Annotated in this window: 18 protein-coding genes; 8 read left to right on the forward strand and 10 right to left on the reverse strand. The window is 64.0% G+C overall.

Going from position 1 to position 15,887, the window contains the following annotated elements; genetic code table 11:
- The first annotated feature begins 159 nt into the window (after positions 1 to 159).
- Both ACJYUO_RS15575 and ACJYUO_RS15580 read left to right on the forward strand, forming a co-directional pair.
- Positions 160 to 750, forward strand: a complete 591-nt coding sequence (locus ACJYUO_RS15575) for a conditioned medium-induced protein 4 (RefSeq protein WP_494346259.1) — start codon at positions 160 to 162, stop codon at positions 748 to 750.
- Positions 751 to 1,074: 324 nt separating this feature from the next.
- The gene (locus tag ACJYUO_RS15580) at positions 1,075 to 1,758 is read left to right on the forward strand and encodes a CRISPR-associated protein Cas4 (RefSeq protein ID WP_494346260.1); all 684 of its coding nucleotides are present in this window, start codon (positions 1,075 to 1,077) and stop codon (positions 1,756 to 1,758) included.
- Positions 1,759 to 1,771: 13 nt separating this feature from the next.
- On the opposite strand, the gene ACJYUO_RS15585 is transcribed toward ACJYUO_RS15580, so the two are convergent.
- The 4 genes from ACJYUO_RS15585 to ACJYUO_RS15600 are packed head-to-tail and all read right to left on the reverse strand — an operon-like array spanning position 1,772 to position 3,485.
- Positions 1,772 to 1,981 (reverse strand): hypothetical protein, encoded by a 210-nt coding sequence (locus ACJYUO_RS15585; protein ID WP_494346261.1) that lies wholly within the window; start codon positions 1,979 to 1,981, stop codon positions 1,772 to 1,774.
- 45 nt (positions 1,982 to 2,026) lie between these two features.
- Positions 2,027 to 2,614 (reverse strand): L-threonylcarbamoyladenylate synthase, encoded by a 588-nt coding sequence (locus ACJYUO_RS15590; protein WP_494346262.1) that lies wholly within the window; start codon positions 2,612 to 2,614, stop codon positions 2,027 to 2,029.
- Positions 2,615 to 2,664: 50 nt separating this feature from the next.
- Entirely contained in the window at positions 2,665 to 3,180 is a 516-nt protein-coding gene (locus ACJYUO_RS15595) for a redoxin domain-containing protein (protein WP_494346263.1), read from the reverse strand.
- On the reverse strand, positions 3,180 to 3,485 hold the full coding sequence (locus tag ACJYUO_RS15600; RefSeq protein ID WP_494346264.1) for a glutaredoxin family protein: 306 nt from the start codon (positions 3,483 to 3,485) through the stop codon (positions 3,180 to 3,182). Before ACJYUO_RS15600 ends, ACJYUO_RS15595 begins: the two co-directional genes overlap by 1 nt.
- A gap of 112 nt (positions 3,486 to 3,597) precedes the next feature.
- On the opposite strand from ACJYUO_RS15600, the gene ACJYUO_RS15605 reads away from it, so the two are divergent.
- The gene (locus ACJYUO_RS15605) at positions 3,598 to 5,004 is read left to right on the forward strand and encodes a hemolysin family protein (protein WP_494346265.1); all 1,407 of its coding nucleotides are present in this window, start codon (positions 3,598 to 3,600) and stop codon (positions 5,002 to 5,004) included.
- Positions 5,005 to 5,031: 27 nt separating this feature from the next.
- Here the strand turns inward: ACJYUO_RS15605 and ACJYUO_RS15610 are convergent, their stop codons facing one another.
- The 5 genes from ACJYUO_RS15610 to ACJYUO_RS15630 form a co-directional block, all read right to left on the reverse strand.
- Positions 5,032 to 5,769 carry a hypothetical protein gene (locus ACJYUO_RS15610; RefSeq protein ID WP_494346266.1) on the reverse strand — a complete coding sequence of 246 codons (738 nt, stop codon included), beginning with the start codon at positions 5,767 to 5,769 and terminating at the stop codon, positions 5,032 to 5,034.
- A 141-nt stretch (positions 5,770 to 5,910) separates the two neighbouring features.
- Positions 5,911 to 7,101: an inorganic phosphate transporter gene (locus tag ACJYUO_RS15615; protein ID WP_494346267.1), complete on the reverse strand. Its 1,191-nt coding sequence runs from the start codon at positions 7,099 to 7,101 to the stop codon at positions 5,911 to 5,913.
- A 167-nt stretch (positions 7,102 to 7,268) separates the two neighbouring features.
- The gene (locus ACJYUO_RS15620; protein WP_494346268.1) at positions 7,269 to 7,700 is read right to left on the reverse strand and encodes a hypothetical protein; all 432 of its coding nucleotides are present in this window, start codon (positions 7,698 to 7,700) and stop codon (positions 7,269 to 7,271) included.
- A gap of 385 nt (positions 7,701 to 8,085) precedes the next feature.
- Entirely contained in the window at positions 8,086 to 8,805 is a 720-nt protein-coding gene (locus ACJYUO_RS15625) for a DUF5828 family protein (protein ID WP_494346269.1), read from the reverse strand.
- Positions 8,806 to 8,887: 82 nt separating this feature from the next.
- Positions 8,888 to 9,715 (reverse strand): four-helix bundle copper-binding protein, encoded by an 828-nt coding sequence (locus ACJYUO_RS15630; RefSeq protein ID WP_494346270.1) that lies wholly within the window; start codon positions 9,713 to 9,715, stop codon positions 8,888 to 8,890.
- Positions 9,716 to 9,990: 275 nt separating this feature from the next.
- Between ACJYUO_RS15630 and upp the strand changes: the two genes are divergently transcribed.
- A complete protein-coding gene (gene upp / locus ACJYUO_RS15635; protein ID WP_494346271.1) occupies positions 9,991 to 10,668 on the forward strand; it encodes a uracil phosphoribosyltransferase in 678 nt (225 codons plus the stop codon).
- Positions 10,669 to 10,731: 63 nt separating this feature from the next.
- Positions 10,732 to 11,109, forward strand: coding sequence for a cupin domain-containing protein (locus ACJYUO_RS15640; protein ID WP_494346272.1), 378 nt, complete (start codon positions 10,732 to 10,734; stop codon positions 11,107 to 11,109).
- Between the two features lie 91 nt (positions 11,110 to 11,200).
- On the opposite strand, the gene ACJYUO_RS15645 is transcribed toward ACJYUO_RS15640, so the two are convergent.
- Positions 11,201 to 11,404 (reverse strand): YgaP family membrane protein, encoded by a 204-nt coding sequence (locus tag ACJYUO_RS15645; protein WP_494346477.1) that lies wholly within the window; start codon positions 11,402 to 11,404, stop codon positions 11,201 to 11,203.
- Positions 11,405 to 11,640: 236 nt separating this feature from the next.
- Here ACJYUO_RS15645 and ACJYUO_RS15650 point away from each other — a divergent pair, with 236 nt between their 5' ends.
- The 3 genes from ACJYUO_RS15650 to ACJYUO_RS15660 are packed head-to-tail and all read left to right on the forward strand — an operon-like array spanning position 11,641 to position 15,869.
- Positions 11,641 to 12,591, forward strand: a complete 951-nt coding sequence (locus ACJYUO_RS15650; RefSeq protein WP_494346273.1) for a TAXI family TRAP transporter solute-binding subunit — start codon at positions 11,641 to 11,643, stop codon at positions 12,589 to 12,591.
- A gap of 27 nt (positions 12,592 to 12,618) precedes the next feature.
- Complete coding sequence (locus ACJYUO_RS15655; protein WP_494346274.1) at positions 12,619 to 13,170, forward strand: DUF1850 domain-containing protein; 552 nt, start codon at positions 12,619 to 12,621, stop codon at positions 13,168 to 13,170.
- Entirely contained in the window at positions 13,167 to 15,869 is a 2,703-nt protein-coding gene (locus ACJYUO_RS15660; protein WP_494346275.1) for a TRAP transporter permease, read from the forward strand. The genes ACJYUO_RS15655 and ACJYUO_RS15660 overlap by 4 nt, the downstream gene beginning before the upstream one ends.
- The last annotated feature ends 18 nt before the right edge of the window (positions 15,870 to 15,887 follow it).

Raw genomic sequence — 15,887 nt, forward strand, 5'->3', positions numbered from 1 at the left:
TAACTTAATTCTTGCCACACCGGCCGCCAGACCACCTCGACGCCGTCTTGCGAAAATTTATTGTCCATTGCGAGTTTATAATTGTTGTTAATGTCAATAGTTCGACCCAACGTATACTGGCAACAGGTTTAAATAGACTCCCGTCTGGAGTGTCCACCCATGAACGATAAAACCGAAGAACTCCGGGATATCTTCACCGACGTCACCGACGGCGAGGAAACCGTCACCGAGTCTCAAGAGAACACCCGCGGCTCCCTCGAGCGAGACGAGCGCTCGGACGAGGACCGACTCGAGAGCGTCGTCCAACAGATGCGCGAACGCTACGCGTTCGAGACGGGGCTATCCGACGACGAACTGATATCGGTCGCTAGAGCCTTCTACGACGACCGGAGCGACGAGGCGATCGCCGACGACCTCGGTATCGACACCGCCGATGTCTTCGAGGCCCGCATGTCGCTCCACCTCGTGGGCGAGGACGACGCCGACGAAGTCGACCTCGCGGCGATCCGCGATCGCGACGAAGACGACGCCACGCTCGCCGCGGAGTACGACGTCAGCGCGGACCGAATCCGGCGCTACCGGCGTGTCGCTGCGGCCGAAGACGAATCGCGAGCGGCAAACGACCGCTACCGCGACGAGTTCGACAGCATCCTCGCGGACTCGGAACTCTCTCAGCAGATGGCCTCCGACCTCCGCGAGGACGGCCTCGAGGACGCGACCGAGGGAATGGAAACCAACGTGGACTTCTAGAATCCACCTTTTACGCTGCGTGAGGTTTCGCTGGTTACTACCAGCGAAACCTCACTCGGTAAAAGCTGGACCAAAAGCACCGGAAGACGCAGTGCGTCTTCCGAGCCTTCGTTCGCTTCACTCACGAAGACACTCCTCTCCCCACTCGCTTCGCTCGCTCCGGATCAGTCGTCGGCCCGCTTGCTCACTGGCTCACGGCTTTGCCGTTCGCCTTTCCGCGGCGCGAAGCGCCGCGCATCCGTTCGCTCGCGGATGCACCGACCTTCGCTCCGTCTACCTGGAACCTCACGAGACTTTTTATGCGAACGGGCGGCCAGACGGGTCGTGACTGACACTCGAGTCTCGTTTACCGACCTGCGGACTGCCGCCTACTGTGCGCGGAAGTGCTATTACCAGCGCACGCAGGACGACGAGGATCGCGAGCCCCCGCCTGAAGTCGAGCAGATTCGGAGTCTCGAGCCTCGATACGAAACCTTGCTCGAGGCTCCGTCCGATGATCTCGCGGCGGAACCGATCGCCAACTCGCCGGCCCAGTATCGCGACCGGTTGGCTGGGACGAAACGGCGACTCGAGGACGCGGGCCAGTGGGATCGGCTCCGAAACCCCCACGATCGAGAGGTGCTCGCGACCGGTCGGGACTGTCGCGGAATTATCCATAAAGTGCTCGCAGAGCCGCTCGAGCCGGTGGTGATCTCCCCGGGCGAACCCCCCGAAAACGGCGTCTGGGGACCCCAGTCGGTCCACGGGGTCGCGGCCGCCAAGGCGCTGGCGTGGGAGCACCAGGACCCGGTCGAACGGGCGTGGCTCGAGTATCCGGCCGCTGGTGTGATCCGACCCGTTCGGATGACGACGCGACGGAAAGCCGAGTATCGCAGCGCGCTTCGTGCGGTTCGGGAGCTAGACGGCCCGCCGTCCCGAACGAACAACCGCTCGAAGTGCGAGTCCTGTGAGTTCGCGGCGGAGTGTGGTGTCAAAACCCGAACCGTGCGGTCGCTGCTGGGATTGTAGCCGTTAGCGCGAGCTACCGACCGAGCGCGTCTTTCAGGACCGCGGTCGTGACGGCAAAGACGAGCCCGAAGGTAATGCCGATCAGCACCGCGCTCTCGAAGGACTGCCCGCCGAATACGATCCCACTGCCGGCGTACACGCCGCCGGGGACCGTGACGGCGAGGAGGAACCACAGCACCGAGCGCGCCCGAAACCACGAGACACTGGTGGGCTGACTGCTCATCGGGCGGTGTATGCAAAAACGTCTACCGATCGGAACCGCCGCGAATCAGTGTCGCTCGAGCCAGGCTTCGATCTCGTCGGCCTTCGCGCCGCGGCGGTGGATCGTCCCGCTCGAGACGTCGACGACGGTGCTTTCGGTCCCGCCGTCGGTTTCGCCCCCGTCGAGGACGACGGCTGTGGCCTCGCGGATCTCGGGATCGAGATCGGCGGGCCGGCGGGCGCTCTCCCGCCCGCTGACGTTCGCACTGGTCGCCGTGATCGGTGTGCCGGCTCGCTCGCAGAGCCGTAGCGCGATTTCGTTGTCGGGCACCCGAACCCCGACGCGGTCCTGCCCGGCCGTGAGTTCGTCCGGGACGGCTTCGCGTCGCCGACAGAGGACCGTCACGGGGCCGGGCAGAAACGTTCCCATGAACTGCCGCTCTCGCTCGGTCGCGCGGACGTGTTGGAGCGCCGACGGGACCGAGGGCACTGCCATCGAGATCGGTTTCGATCGATCCCGGCCTTTCGTCTCGAAGACCCGCTCAACGGCGGCCGACTCGAGGGCGTCCGCGGCGAGGCCGTAGACCGTCTCGGTCGGGTAGACGACGAGCTCCCCCGCCTCGATCGCCTCAGCTGCGCGGTCGAACTCACTCATTCGGTTCGAAATCGGCGGATCGCGCGCAAAAAGCTGTCGCTCAGTGCCGATCAGTCGAGGCCGAGTTCCGACTCGAGGGCGTCGTAGTCGGGGAAGTCGGGCCAGTCGGCCGCGACCCACGCGCCCTCGACGGTGCGATCCGAACCGAGCGCGAAGAAGGCGACGCGGGGCTCGCTGATGCCGGTCATGCCGTCGAGGTCGTGGTCGATTCCGTACGATTCCGCGACCCCGTTGCCGGGGTCGGCAAAGAACGTGAAGGGGGAGTCGTTGTCCTCGAGGAACCGCTTGACGCCGTAGGGTGTCGAGGCCGTGACGCCGACGACGCGATCTGCGCGCTCGTCCCAGTTTCGCTCCGCGAGTTCGTCCCAGACGTACTTGGCGACGAAGGAGCCGGTCATCGGGGTGAAGACGAGAATCGTTCGGCCCTCGGTCTCACTGACGAGTTCCGACAGGGTTCGGTCCTCCCAGAACTCGTCGGTGACAAGCGGTCGGGTGAACTCGGGCGCTTCCTCGCCGAATTCGGGGTGATCCGCCGGACCGAGTTCGACGACATCGAACTCCGGCATCAGTCGTCACCTCCGGCACCCGCCGCGGCCGCGTCGGGACGGTCGCCCTCGCCGTAGGTCGACTCGAGGTAGTCGACGATGTTGGCGCTTTCCGCCATCGTCACGCCCGTGGTCTCGTCGACGATGACGGGAACGGTCCGGACGCCAGCGACGCGTTTGACGACGTTTCGGTCGGAGTGCATCGGCTCGACGAACCGCGACCGGTACTCGAGGTCGTACTCGTCGAGCAGCCGGGCGACTCGCTCGCAGTACGGACAGCCCTGGAGCCGGTAGAACGTGATCGGTGGCTCGGCGGTCTCGCTCATACTCGAGCGTAGGGGAACGGATCGGGTAAACGTGTCGTCGCCGGCGGCGCTGTCCGTGACCCGTTGTAAAATGGGAAACGGTTAACCGATCCGGCTATAAGGCTGTACATCAATGGCGTTGTCTCCGCTGCTTGCGGTTCCGTTGGCCGCCTACGAACTCCCGTTCGTGGGCCTCGAGTTCGACCAGTCGGTGGTGACGACTCTCGGCACGCTTGCCGTCGTCGTCCTCATTGCGCTCTCCGCGTTCTTCTCCTCGTCCGAGATCGCGATGTTCAACCTACCGAAACACCGGGTCGAGGGGATGATCGAGGACGACATTCCCGGTGCCGAGTTAGTCAAGGGGCTCAAGGACGACCCTCACCGGCTGCTCGTGACGATTCTCGTCGGCAACAACATCGTCAACATCGCGATGTCCTCGATCGCGACCGCGATCCTGTCGCTGTACTTCGGCGGGCTAGTCGGGGTCTTGCTGGCGACCTTCGGGATCACCGCGCTGGTCCTCCTGTTCGGCGAGAGCGTCCCCAAGTCCTACGCCGTCGAGAACACCGAGTCGTGGTCGATTCGCATTGCGAAACCGCTGAAGGCGACGGAGTATCTGCTGTTTCCGCTGATCGTCCTCTTCGATTACCTCACGCGCCAGATCAACAACCTCATCGGGTCGACGGGCGCGATCGAGTCGCCCTACGTCACCCGCGACGAAATTCAGGAGATGATCGAGTCCGGCGAGCGCGAGGGGGTCTTAGAGGAAGAAGAACACGAGATGCTCCAGCGGATCTTCCGCTTTAACAACACGATCGTCAAGGAGGTAATGACCCCGCGACTCGACATGACGGCGGTTCCAAAAGACGCCGAGATCGACGAGGCGATCGAGACCTGTATTCAGAGCGGTCACGCCCGCGTTCCCGTCTACGAGGGGAGCCTCGACAACGTCCAAGGCGTCGTCCACATCCGCGATCTGGTGCGTGATCTCAACTACGGCGAGGCCGCCGACGCCGAACTCGAACTCGCCGATCTCATTCAGCCGACGCTGCACGTGCCCGAGTCCAAGAACGTCGACGAATTGCTGACCGAGATGCGGGAAAACCGGATGCACATGGCGATCGTCATCGACGAGTTCGGGACCACGGAGGGGCTGGTGACGATGGAGGACATGATCGAGGAGATCATCGGCGAGATCTTAGAGGGCGGCGAGGAACAGCCCATCGAGGCAATCGACGACGACACCGTCCTCGTCCGCGGCGAGGTCAACATCGAGGACGTCAACGAATCCCTCGAGATCGATCTCCCCGAGGGCCAAGAGTTCGAGACTATCGCTGGATTCATTTTCAACCGTGCGGGCCGACTCGTCGAGGAAGGCGAGGAAATTACCTACGACGGCGTCCGTATCACGGTCGAGACCGTCGAGAACACCCGCATTCTGAAAGCCCGGCTCAAGAAACTCGAGGTGCCCGACGAGGAGAGCGAGGCGGAGCCGGAAAGCGAAGCCGCGCCGATGGAAATCGACGAGAACGACGAGTGACCGTCGCCGCTCGAATTTTTTGACCCGTTAGTCCCGCGATTCGACGATCGCCGCGACGTCGCGGGCGACCGCCGGCGGCACGACGATCCGGCGCGGTCCCTGTACGTACTGGCCGTCCGGTTGCGCGTACGTGAGCCCCAGCACCGCGGCGTCCCCGATTTCTCGGACCGATACGGCGTCGATCACCGCGAGGTCGATCGCCTGCTCGGGTTCGTAGAGGTAGATCGTCCCCTCCTCGCGGTCGAGCGCCCCGACGGACTGCAGGAACGAGGCGAGGACGAGCGCGACGAGCGCGAGCGGAAGACAGAGCGCCGCCAGCCCGGTAAAGGGACCGGCACCGGCCAGTAACCCGGTCTGGGAGACGTATCGGCCGATTCCCATCAGTCCGCCGATGACCGCCCCCATCACGACCGTCCCGACGGCGGCGTCCATCGCCCGGTTCAGGGCCGTTCCCGAAGGCACGTCGACCGGGAGCCGTCGGACGAGCCGCTCGAGGTTACGTTCGGTCTGACTCGAGGCGGCCAGCGCGAGGATTGTTGCGGCGAGTGCGACGACGAGAGCGGTGATGATAGTCCGGCCGGCCCCGCCGGCGGCTTCGCCGGCGACCCTGTACAGTCGCCACCAGATGACGATGCCGATCGCGGCGAAGAAGGTCCCGACCCCGACCATCCATAGGAGGCGGACGGTGCGGGAGGTGGTTGCGTCCCGCCGCCACTGGATCGTCTCGTCGGGGGTATCGGTGACGTCGACGGCGTCCTCGTCCATACTCGAACTCACGATCCGTCGTGTAAAGACCGTTCGATGTCGACCCGTTCATAGGGAGTTTCGTCGCTACTCGTGAGTCCGGGGGGAGTCGTGTTTCTCGGTCCTGTCTCCCGAATCGATGAACGGCTACGAGGCTCCCTATCAGAGGACGACCGCGGCGACGGCGGTGTAGCCGACGAAGGAGACGATGATCGCACCGGCGAGTGACCCGACCCACGCGAGCACGGTAAAGCCCATCTTGCGACCGCTGACGCCACCGCCGCTGCCGGCCGCGGCGTAGCCGCTTCCGATGATCGCACTGACGATGATCTCGTTGAACGAGACCGGGATTCCAAAGAGGACCGCGCTCTGGGCGATCATAAACGAGGGAATGAGCGCGGCGATCGACCGCCGCGGCCCCAGCGAGGAGTAGTCCTGCGAGATCGCCTTGATCATCCGCGGCGCGCCGGTCCACGACCCCAGCAGCAGGCCGAAGCCGCCGCCGACGAGCATCGCAATCAGCGGCAGGTCCAGTTCGCCCGACAGCGGGATCAGTGGGCCGATCGCGAGCCCGACCTGACTGCCGCCGGCCGAGAAGGCGACGAGCCCCCCGAGAATCAGTAGAAAGTGGCGCTCACCGCGTTCGGTTCCGTTCCTGAGATCGAGCGCGATCGCGCCCGCCCAAAGCGCCGCGATCACGAGCGTCGCGGCGGCGGTCCCGGCGATCGCTGGTCCGCCAATCCAGCCGCTCGAGGCCTGTGCGATCGACTCTCCGCCGGGTCCGGAGCCGAGGAGTGCGAACTCGATGTTGGCGACGATCGCGCCGACGATGCCGGCCAAGACGATAATGAGGTACTCTTCGGCGACCACCTCGGAGCGCAGCGCCCGGGCGACCGCGTAAGCGATGGATCCCCCGACGAACGGCGTCAGAACCCATAGCGTGGCGATTTCGGTGTATTTGGCCCACGCGGGGTCGCCGCCCATGGCGAACCCGACCCCGATGACCGCTCCGGTAACCGTAAACGCCGTCGCTATGGGATACCCCGTGAAGATCCCGATCGCCACCAATCCGGCCGCGATGAGCAGGGCGATCGTCGCCGCTAGCGACGAGAGCGTCACCCCGCCGATCAGTTCCGTCCCGACCGCCTCGGAGACGTTCGCGCCCTGCAAGACCGCGCCGCTGAAGCCCAGCAGTCCGACGAGAAAGCCGGCCCGCATCACCGAAATCGCGTTCGCGCCGACCGCCGGGGCGAAGGGTGTCGAACCGCTCGAGCCCGCACCGATCGCCCATGCCATGAAGAGACTCGCGAGTGCGGCCACGAGAAAGGTTCCCAGCGTGGCGATTTCGACCATCTACTGGCTTCCTATTAGCGGACCGTACAAGTGTGTGCCGACCTGCGGCTGCCAGTGGCGGCCGAGTGGAGAGCCCGCGAGGCTGCTCGAGTCGATACCGTGGTGCGATCCGTGAGTGGCTGCCCGATCACTGTGTCCGCTTTCTGCCGTGTCAGAACTCGCCCGCATTACTCGAGTGGCTCGGAATCGGTCGCGGCGTGCTCGAGAAAGAACGCCCTGTGTTTGTACAGGATCCATAGGCCGGTCAGCCAGAGTGTTGTGGCAGCCACGGCACTTAGTAGTAGATCGTCATCGCCTTGGACAGTACCTGAGTCGAGAATCCCAAGAAATCCCCCTGTAATATGAAAACTCCAACCGAGGAATCCACCGGCGAGGCCGATTGGCCGGCCAGTGATAATCGTCCAGCCGATACCGACTGTACACACACTGAAGACGATTGCTGGCCAGATCTCCAGGGGGTTCTCTCCACTAATGGCTTGAATACCGTTCCTAATTCCGTTGATTAGGATGAGCCAACCTAGAATTCCGACGCTGAGTGGCGCTTTATTCCCCTCTGATTTGAGAAACCATTTCCCCTTCTCGATTTGATTGAGGACCATACCCAATTATAGTCAGACGGGAAATAAATCACGTACGGTCATGGTTGAAGGCCTCGCATATGCACTGATGGCTACCACACTCATAGGGGTGTTATACTATCGATCTTATACTCGATTAGAGAGAGTTGCAGCCGCTACGATGGTCTGTACGTTAGCAATTGCCGGACTGGATTCGATCAGTGATGTGGTTCCGTCGGATTTCGTACTACCGACACTGGTAATCGGATTCGTCGGTAGCGTACTCGCACTTCTGCTCGAGTATCTCAGTCATCCACCCGATTCCGTTGAGAAGTAATCTCGATGCCGTAGGGTAGTCGTCACGCTGGAACGCTCGAGACCTCACTTCGGGTGGCAGGCCCGCGGGTCTCGTAACCGACGTACTCGCTCAGTTCGTCGTCGATCTCGAGTTGTCGTCGGGTTCCGGCGGCGGCTCGGCACCTTCGATGGCTTCGGCTGCGTCGGTATCCTTCTCGACTTCGACGTGCCAGCGGTCGACCTCGTCTTCGTACTCGGCGAGTCGGTCGGAGACCGCCTCCTTGAGGTCGTCGTCGTTGACGTTGACCTCGAAGACGAACCGCTCGCCGTTCCCGCCGTTGCGCGTCGACTGCTGGACGTTGGCGCTGACGAGTTCGTTGTCGAAGTAGTACGGCGCGAGCTGGGTCATCACGTTCTGGTAGACCGTGTCCTCGACGCGGCGCAGGGCCTTCCGGCTCGCGGAGTCGGCCGCGCGCGCGACGTAATCGATCGACTCCTTCCAGTTGTCGACCGCGGCCTCGGCGTCGTCGTCCTCGAGTTGCTCGTAGGACTCCGAGAGCTTCTCGCCGGCGGTCTTGATGTCTTCGTCCGGCTCTTTGCCGGCTTTCTCGCCTTTGCCTTCCTCGACGCTGGCCTGATCGGCGGTCTTTTCACTGACGTCGGACTCGAGGGTTTCGTGGGCCTTGGGACGCCACTCGTCCCACTCCTCGAAGGCGCGCACAAAGCGTGCGTCGTCCTGGTCAGGATCGTGGACATCGACGTCTCGAAGCGCGCGCGTGATACGCTCGCCGTGTTCGACGATGTCGCCCCAGTCACCGCGAACTTTGAACCCCGAGATGCTCTCTTCCATTCGGCTGGCCGAGTGATAGCGTGCGGATAGGTATAAACTTCTCTGCCGTGACTTGCTTGTCCGGGATCGAAGCTGTGGGGCGCTAGCGCTGCCCACTCATCTGCTGGCTCCCCATCTGTTGTCCCCCGCCCATCGGTTGCTGTCCACTCGTTTGCTGGCCGCCTATCTGTTGTCCTCCGCTCATCGGTTGCTGTCCACTCGTTTGCTGGCCGCCTATCTGTTGTCCTCCGCTCATCGGTTGCTGTCCACTCATTTGTTGACTCCCCATCTGTGGGCCGCCACCGACCATCTCGAGCAGGGTCCGACAGGAGTCGATCGTGCGGTCGATTGCCGAAATCGTCTCGGCGACGTGGGGGTGCTGTTGGAACTGCTGGAGTTCGGGCAGGCTCTCGGTCGCGATCCGGACGAACGTGTCCGCGATTTCGGGCCCGAACATCGAGTCGCGCGCGATCAGCTTCTCGTTGAATTCGGCCAGTTCCGCGATGTCCCGACAGATCGCCGCACAGGTCGCGAGCTGTGGCCCCTCCGACGCGCACATCTTCGCACACCAGTCGGCGATGTGGGACAGTTCGGTAAAGTCCTCGAGCGCGATTCGGAGTTCGTTCGTGAGGTGGTTCTCGAACGACTGTCGGCCCTGCACTTGCTGTCCGCCCATCCCCTGCTGGGTCATCTGTTGGCCGCTCGTTCCCTGCGGTGCCATCTGTCCACCCATTTGTTGGCTGCTGGTTTGCTGTCCACCCAGCTGTTGGCTGCCCATCGGCTGCTGGCGACCGGTTTGTTGTCCACGCATCGGCTGTTGCCCGCTCATGTGCTGGCCTCCAGTCTGCTGCTCGCCGCCGGTGCCGTACTGGTCTGCCGTCCGTGTCGGCTGCTGTCCGCCCTGCCGTGGCTGTTGGTTCTGGTGATTCATTGGAATGCAGTGCCCGTGGTGGAGCGTCGGAGCCTACGCCGATCGAGCGATTAAACCGGACCCACCGTTTCGACCGTTTCTCACAGCCAAGCATCGTTTTCGATCCGCGAGACCGGTGATCGAATTCGGCCTGCAGCGTCGGTCACGTTCGGTAATACCGAGTTAGCGGCTCTAACTCGGAATTTCGAACTCGAGCGGTCCCTCGAGACCGCGGGCCGTCGCGGGCCTCGCGGTTGATCGATACTGTGAACTATCCGGCGGGTGGCTGTTGAGGTATGCCGATCGAAGACCGGGACAACGCGTATCTCATCACACATGCATTGGCAAAGGACACGCTCTCGCGCCTGCGCGACGTCGAGACCGAGCAGGTCAGCTTCCGGAAGGGACTGGTCAAACTCGGTCGGATCTGTGGCTACGAGATCATCGACGGCCGCATGGAGACCGAGTACGTCGAGATCGAAACGCCCCTCGAGCAGACGATGGGCGAGCGCGTCCGCGGGCTCGACGACGTCGTCATCATCAACGTCTTGCGCGCGGCGACGCCGTTCGTCGAGGGACTGCTGAAGGCGTTTCCGCGGGCGCGACAGGGCGTCATCAGCGCGAGTCGCGACGAGGAAGCCGGCCGCGCCGAGGACGGTTCCTTCCCCATCACCGTCGACTACGTGAAACTGCCCGAGATCCACGAGGAGGATACGGTCATCATCGCCGATCCGATGCTCGCGACGGGGAGTACGATGTGTACCGTCCTCGAGCACGTCGTCGAGAACGCCGTGCAACCGGAGAACCTGATCGTCCTCTCTGCGGTGTCGGCACCGGAAGGGCTGCTTCGGGTCAACGAGGCGGTCGACGAGGCCGACCTGCTGACGGTGTCGATCGACGACCGCCTCGACGACGACGGCTTCATCGTGCCCGGCCTCGGCGACGCCGGTGACCGCGCGTTCCGGACGACGTAAGCGGCCGATCCGTCCCGTGCGGGTGGCGACGGACTTTTGCTGATCGCCCCGAATCGACTCCCTATGCGTTACACCATCGTCGATCCGGACGATCTCGAGCGAGTCGATGACCGACCGTGTGATCTCCGCCGACTGAGCGATGCGGCGGGCATGGAAAACGTCGCGATCAACCGGTTCGACGCGGAGCCGGGCGAGCAGTTGCCGTTGGCCTGTCACTCTCACGAGACCCAGGAGGAAGCGTTCGTCGTCCTCTCGGGAGCGCTCCACGTCGAGACACCTGACGAGGAGTTTACGGTCCCAGAGGGCTCGATGTTCGCAGTCGAACCCGGTGCGCCCCAGCGAGCGTACAACCCCGACGACGCCGACGACGCGGTTTCGGTGATCGCGGTCGGCGCTCCCGCGGTCGACGGCGACGCCGTCCCGTACGACCCCGAGGAGTGATCGTCGCGCGAGTCTCGAACGGTTTCAAGCGGTTCTCGAGAATCCTTTTCTCCGACTCGAGCGCCTCGCTGCCTCGGTCTGCCCCGTCTCGTTACTCTCCGGTCCCGCAGGTGTTGATTCCCAGCACTGCGTTCACCGGACACCGCTGGATGACCGCGGTCGCGAGCACGTCGCTTCCGGCGACGAACGCCAGCGTGCCGAGCGTTCGATCCCGGTTTCGGTAGCCGACGACGAGGAGTATCGCCGCGAGGACGAACCGGCCGAGCCGGTCGAGTTCGCCGACGTTTCGGTCCATGAGCGGTCGGACGGCCTCGAGGCGGGTATACCTGGTCCCGACTCGCCGCTGTTTCGACCGCGTTCGTCCCATTCATGACCACAATACACATTTAAGGATATAAGGTTGTGTAAACTGATTTATTAGTGGACGAACATCTGCTAATCAACCTCAACCGTACGTGTCTCCGTACCAGTATTCGAGTTCGAATTAACAATTAAAAATCTATATATGGTTCCGTTACTACGGCTCGGAGTATGTCATACGATTTCAACAGACGGTCTTTCGTGAAGGCAGCAGGTGCAACTGGTCTCGCTGGTCTCGCCGGCTGTCTCGGTGGGGAAGGGAGCGGTACCACGCTCGCATGGCACGCCGGCGGCACCGGCGGAACGTATTACCCGCTCTCGGGGAACTTCAAGACCATCGTCGAGGAGAACACGGACTACTCCCTGCAGGTGGAGTCGACCGGGGCCAGCGTCGAGAACGTCAGCAGCCTCAATCGAGAGGAGGCCGACTTCGCGCTGATCCAGAACGACATCGCATACTTCGCGGTGAACGGGACCGGTATCGAGCAGCTTCAGGGCGAGGGAATGGATAACATCCGCGGCGTTGCGACGCTGTACCCCGAGACGATCCACGTCATCACGCAGGCCGATTCGGGGATCGAATCCGTCGAGGACCTCGAGGGCGCGGTGATCAACACCGGCGCTGCCGGGAGCGGGACGCAGGTCAACGCCCTCCAGATCCTCGAGACTGCGGGAATCACGGAGGACGACTTCGACGAGCAGAACGGCGACTTCGAGACGGCGGCCGACCAGATCCGAGACGGCGACATCGACGCGGCGTTCGTCGTCGGCGGCTGGCCGGTCGGCTCCATCGAGGACCTCGCGACGACCAACGACATCAGTCTGGTCGAAATCTCGGGCGACCTCCGAGACGATATTCGAGCCGAGGCCGAGTGGTTCGCCAACGATACCGTTCCCGCCGGCACCTACGACGGAATCGACTCCGACGTCGAGACCGTCTCCGTCCAAGCGATGATCGCGACCCACGACGGCGTCGAGGACGAGGTCGTCGAATCGATAACGGCGGCGATCTTCGACCACACCGACGATCTCGACTACAAGGCAGAGTTCATCAGCGCTGACTCGGCCCAGGAAGGGATGCCGATCGATCTTCACCCCGGCGCCGAAGCGTACTTCGGATAACGGGCTGATTCACCTTCGATACTTTCCATGCAACGACCGACCAGACGGTCCGTCGCTCTCGCCGCGCTCGTGGTAGTTGCCGCCCTCCTCGGATCGGCAGCCGTCGTCGCATCGACCTCAGGCGGGCAGACGCTCGTCGTCACCGACGACGATTCGGGCGAGCGTCTGCTCGAGGTCCCCGTCGACGACGGTGACGAGGTGACGCTGGCGTATACCCACAGCGTCGAAAAGACGCCGGTCGAGGACGTGTACGTCGTCGACGGTGACGTCCTCCGGATGGATCGGATGGTGTTCCATTCCCACGGTGCGGGGCTTCCGGCCGCCGAATCGATGGAGCGGACCGACGAGGGACTCGTCGTGACGCGCAACGAAACCTACGAGGCGGTCCCGGTCGCGCCCGGCTCGATCGCCGGTCACGAACTCGTGATCGACGGCGAGCGGTACGATCTGGTCGAACTGTCCGACGGTCCCGTCAACATCGCCGTCGACGGTGGATTGTTCGACACGACGCTCCTGACCGACCGGTCTACGGCGGCCGATTCGAAACTCGACGACGGACGGTATTCTGACTCCCTATGAGCATTGATACGAATACGGACGCGGTTTCGGAGGAAGAGCAAGAAGAAATCATGCAGGAAGTCGAGCGCCGCCGCACCCTTCAGGGCCCCGCGGTCGTCGCCGTCGCGCTGGTCGGCATCCTGTTTTCGGCGTTTCAACTGTGGCTCGCTGCGCGCAGCCGTGAGTTCGGCGCGACGCTGCCGGTCGTCGGCGAATTCTCCCTCGGTTCGCTCCAACAGCTACAGGTCAACGCGATCCACGTCACGTTCGCGTTGATCCTCGCGTTCCTGCTCTTCCCGGGCAGCCGGGGAGACGGGTTCGTCGCCAGACGGCTCGGTCGGATTTCGCCCGCCGTCCGATCGAGGTTCGGGACGGAGCACCCGCTCTCGAGGGCGTCGACGCGACTCGCGGACGGAGTACGTTGGGCCGCCGTCGATCCCGAGATGGATCGGATCACGCCGGTCGACGTCGCGTTCGTCGTCCTCTCGCTCCTTCCCACGTACTACATCGTCACCGAGTTCGACGAGATTCAGCAGCTCGCGGTCTTCGGCATCCACGGTGCCCGCCCGCTCCACGAAATGTACCCCTCCCTCGAGCCGCTGGTCACTGCCGCCACGATGGTCGGCATTCCGCTCGATAGCGTCTCCTACGCGTTCCTCCTCGGGACACTCGGCATCCTGCTGGTCCTCGAGGCGACCAGACGGACCCTCGGTGTGCACCTCATGTCGCTGGTCGCCCTGTTCATCGTCTACGCCCGGTGGGGATACGTTATTCCGAGCGATTCACCGATCGGCGCGCTCTCGGTCCTCCCCGAAACGTGGGGCAGCATCGTCTACAACCTCTGGTACACGGTCGAAGCGGGCGTCTTCAGCGTGCCCGTCACCGTCAGCGTTCGGTTCATCTACATCTTCGTCCTCTTCGGCGCGTTCCTCGAGATGAGCGGCGCTGGCAAGTGGTTCATCGACCTCGCGTACTCGGCGACCGGGACCCGGAAGGGCGGCCCGGCGAAGGCGAGCGTCGTCTCGAGCGGCTTCATGGGGATGCTCAGCGGCTCGTCGATCGCGAACACGGTCACGACCGGCGCGTTCACGATTCCGCTGATGAAGCGGTCGGGCTACTCGCCCGAGTTCTCCGGGGCCGTCGAGTCCTCCGCCTCCTCGGGCGGACAGATCCTCCCGCCGGTGATGGGGGCGGCCGCGTTCCTCATCGTCGAGTACACCGGCACGCCGTACCCGGACGTGATCGTGGCCGCAACCCTGCCCGCCATCGCCTTCTTCTTCGGGATGTGGGTGATGGTCCACTTCGAGGCCGTCCGCGGCGGTATCGGCGGACTGCCCCGCGCGGAACTACCCGACGCCCTCGACGCGCTCCGGACCGGCTGGTTCTATCTGCTCCCGATCGTGCTCCTGATCTACTTCCTCGTCTTCGCTCGCCTCTCGATCGGCCGCGCCGGCTGGTACACGATCGTCGCCATCGTCGCGCTGATCGCGGTCGTCGCCGCCTACGACGAGGAGATCGGCGTCCCGCTGCTGGGGTCGATCGCCGCGCTCTTCGTCGCCCAAATCGCGGCCTTCGCGACCTACGGGGTCGGACTCGCGAGCGCGATCCAGGTCGCACTCGGCCTCGAGGCGGCGGCTGACCCGTCCTCGCTCGGTGCCGCAGCCGCCGCTGCGGTATCGGACCTCGGACTGATCGTGATCCTCGTCAGCGTCGCTTTCCTGCTCGCTCGACCGCGTGTGGACTCGCCGCTGCTCGAGTTAGACGAGGCGGTCGACGAGTCCGCACGGCGGTCCGCGACGGCGATCAACCGGCCGTCGCTCGCCGAGAACACCGGCTATCGACTCGGCACGTTCGTGTTGAAGTCGATGGAATCGGGCGCGCGAACCGCCACGACGGTCGTCATCGCGGTCGCCGCGGCGGGCGTCGTCCCCGGCGTCATCAGCGTCTCCGGGCTGGGCCCGAACCTCGCCGCGCTCATCTCGGCGGTCAGCGGCGGATCGATCCTCCTCCTCCTCGTTCTCACCGGCATCGCGTCGATCATCTTCGGGATGGGGATGCCGACGACGGCGATGTACATCATCTTGATCGCGATGCTCGGCGGGCCGATCGAGGAGGCCGTCGGCGCGGTCCTCGCCGCCCACCTCTTCGTGCTCTACTTCGGACTGATGGCGGATGTAACACCGCCCGTCGCCGTCGCCGCCTTCGCCGGGGCGGGCATCGCCAAGGCCGACGAACTCAAGACCGCGATCAGCGCGTTCTTGCTCTCGCTGAACAAGATCCTCGTTCCCTTCGCCTTCGTCTTCTCGCCGGGTATCCTGCTCGTCCGCGAAACGGGCGATGTCTGGGGCGTTATCGGCTGGGGCGACGTCTCGGATCTCGGCTTCTTCCTCCCCGAAGTCGTGGTCCCGGTCCTCGGGATGTTCCTCGGGGTCTACGCCCTCGGCGTGACGATCATCGGCTGTCAGTTCTCGCCGGTCGACTCCGGCAATCGCTCGCTGTACGCGATCGCGTCGATCCTGCTGATGGTCCCCGAGATCCCGCTGCTCATCGTCGAGGCAGCCCTCTCGCTGGCCGGCATCTCCGTCGGTCTCACCGGCCTCACGGTCACGCTCCTGTTGCGGGCCGTCGGGCTGGTGATCCTCGTCACCCTGTCCCAGCGTAACCGCTCTCGACTGTTGGAGTCCGAGCCGGACGTGTCCGCTCCGACGCCGGACGCGTAAGCGACTCCGCGGTCCGGT

Source organism: Natrinema sp. CRL1 (genome assembly GCF_059162405.1).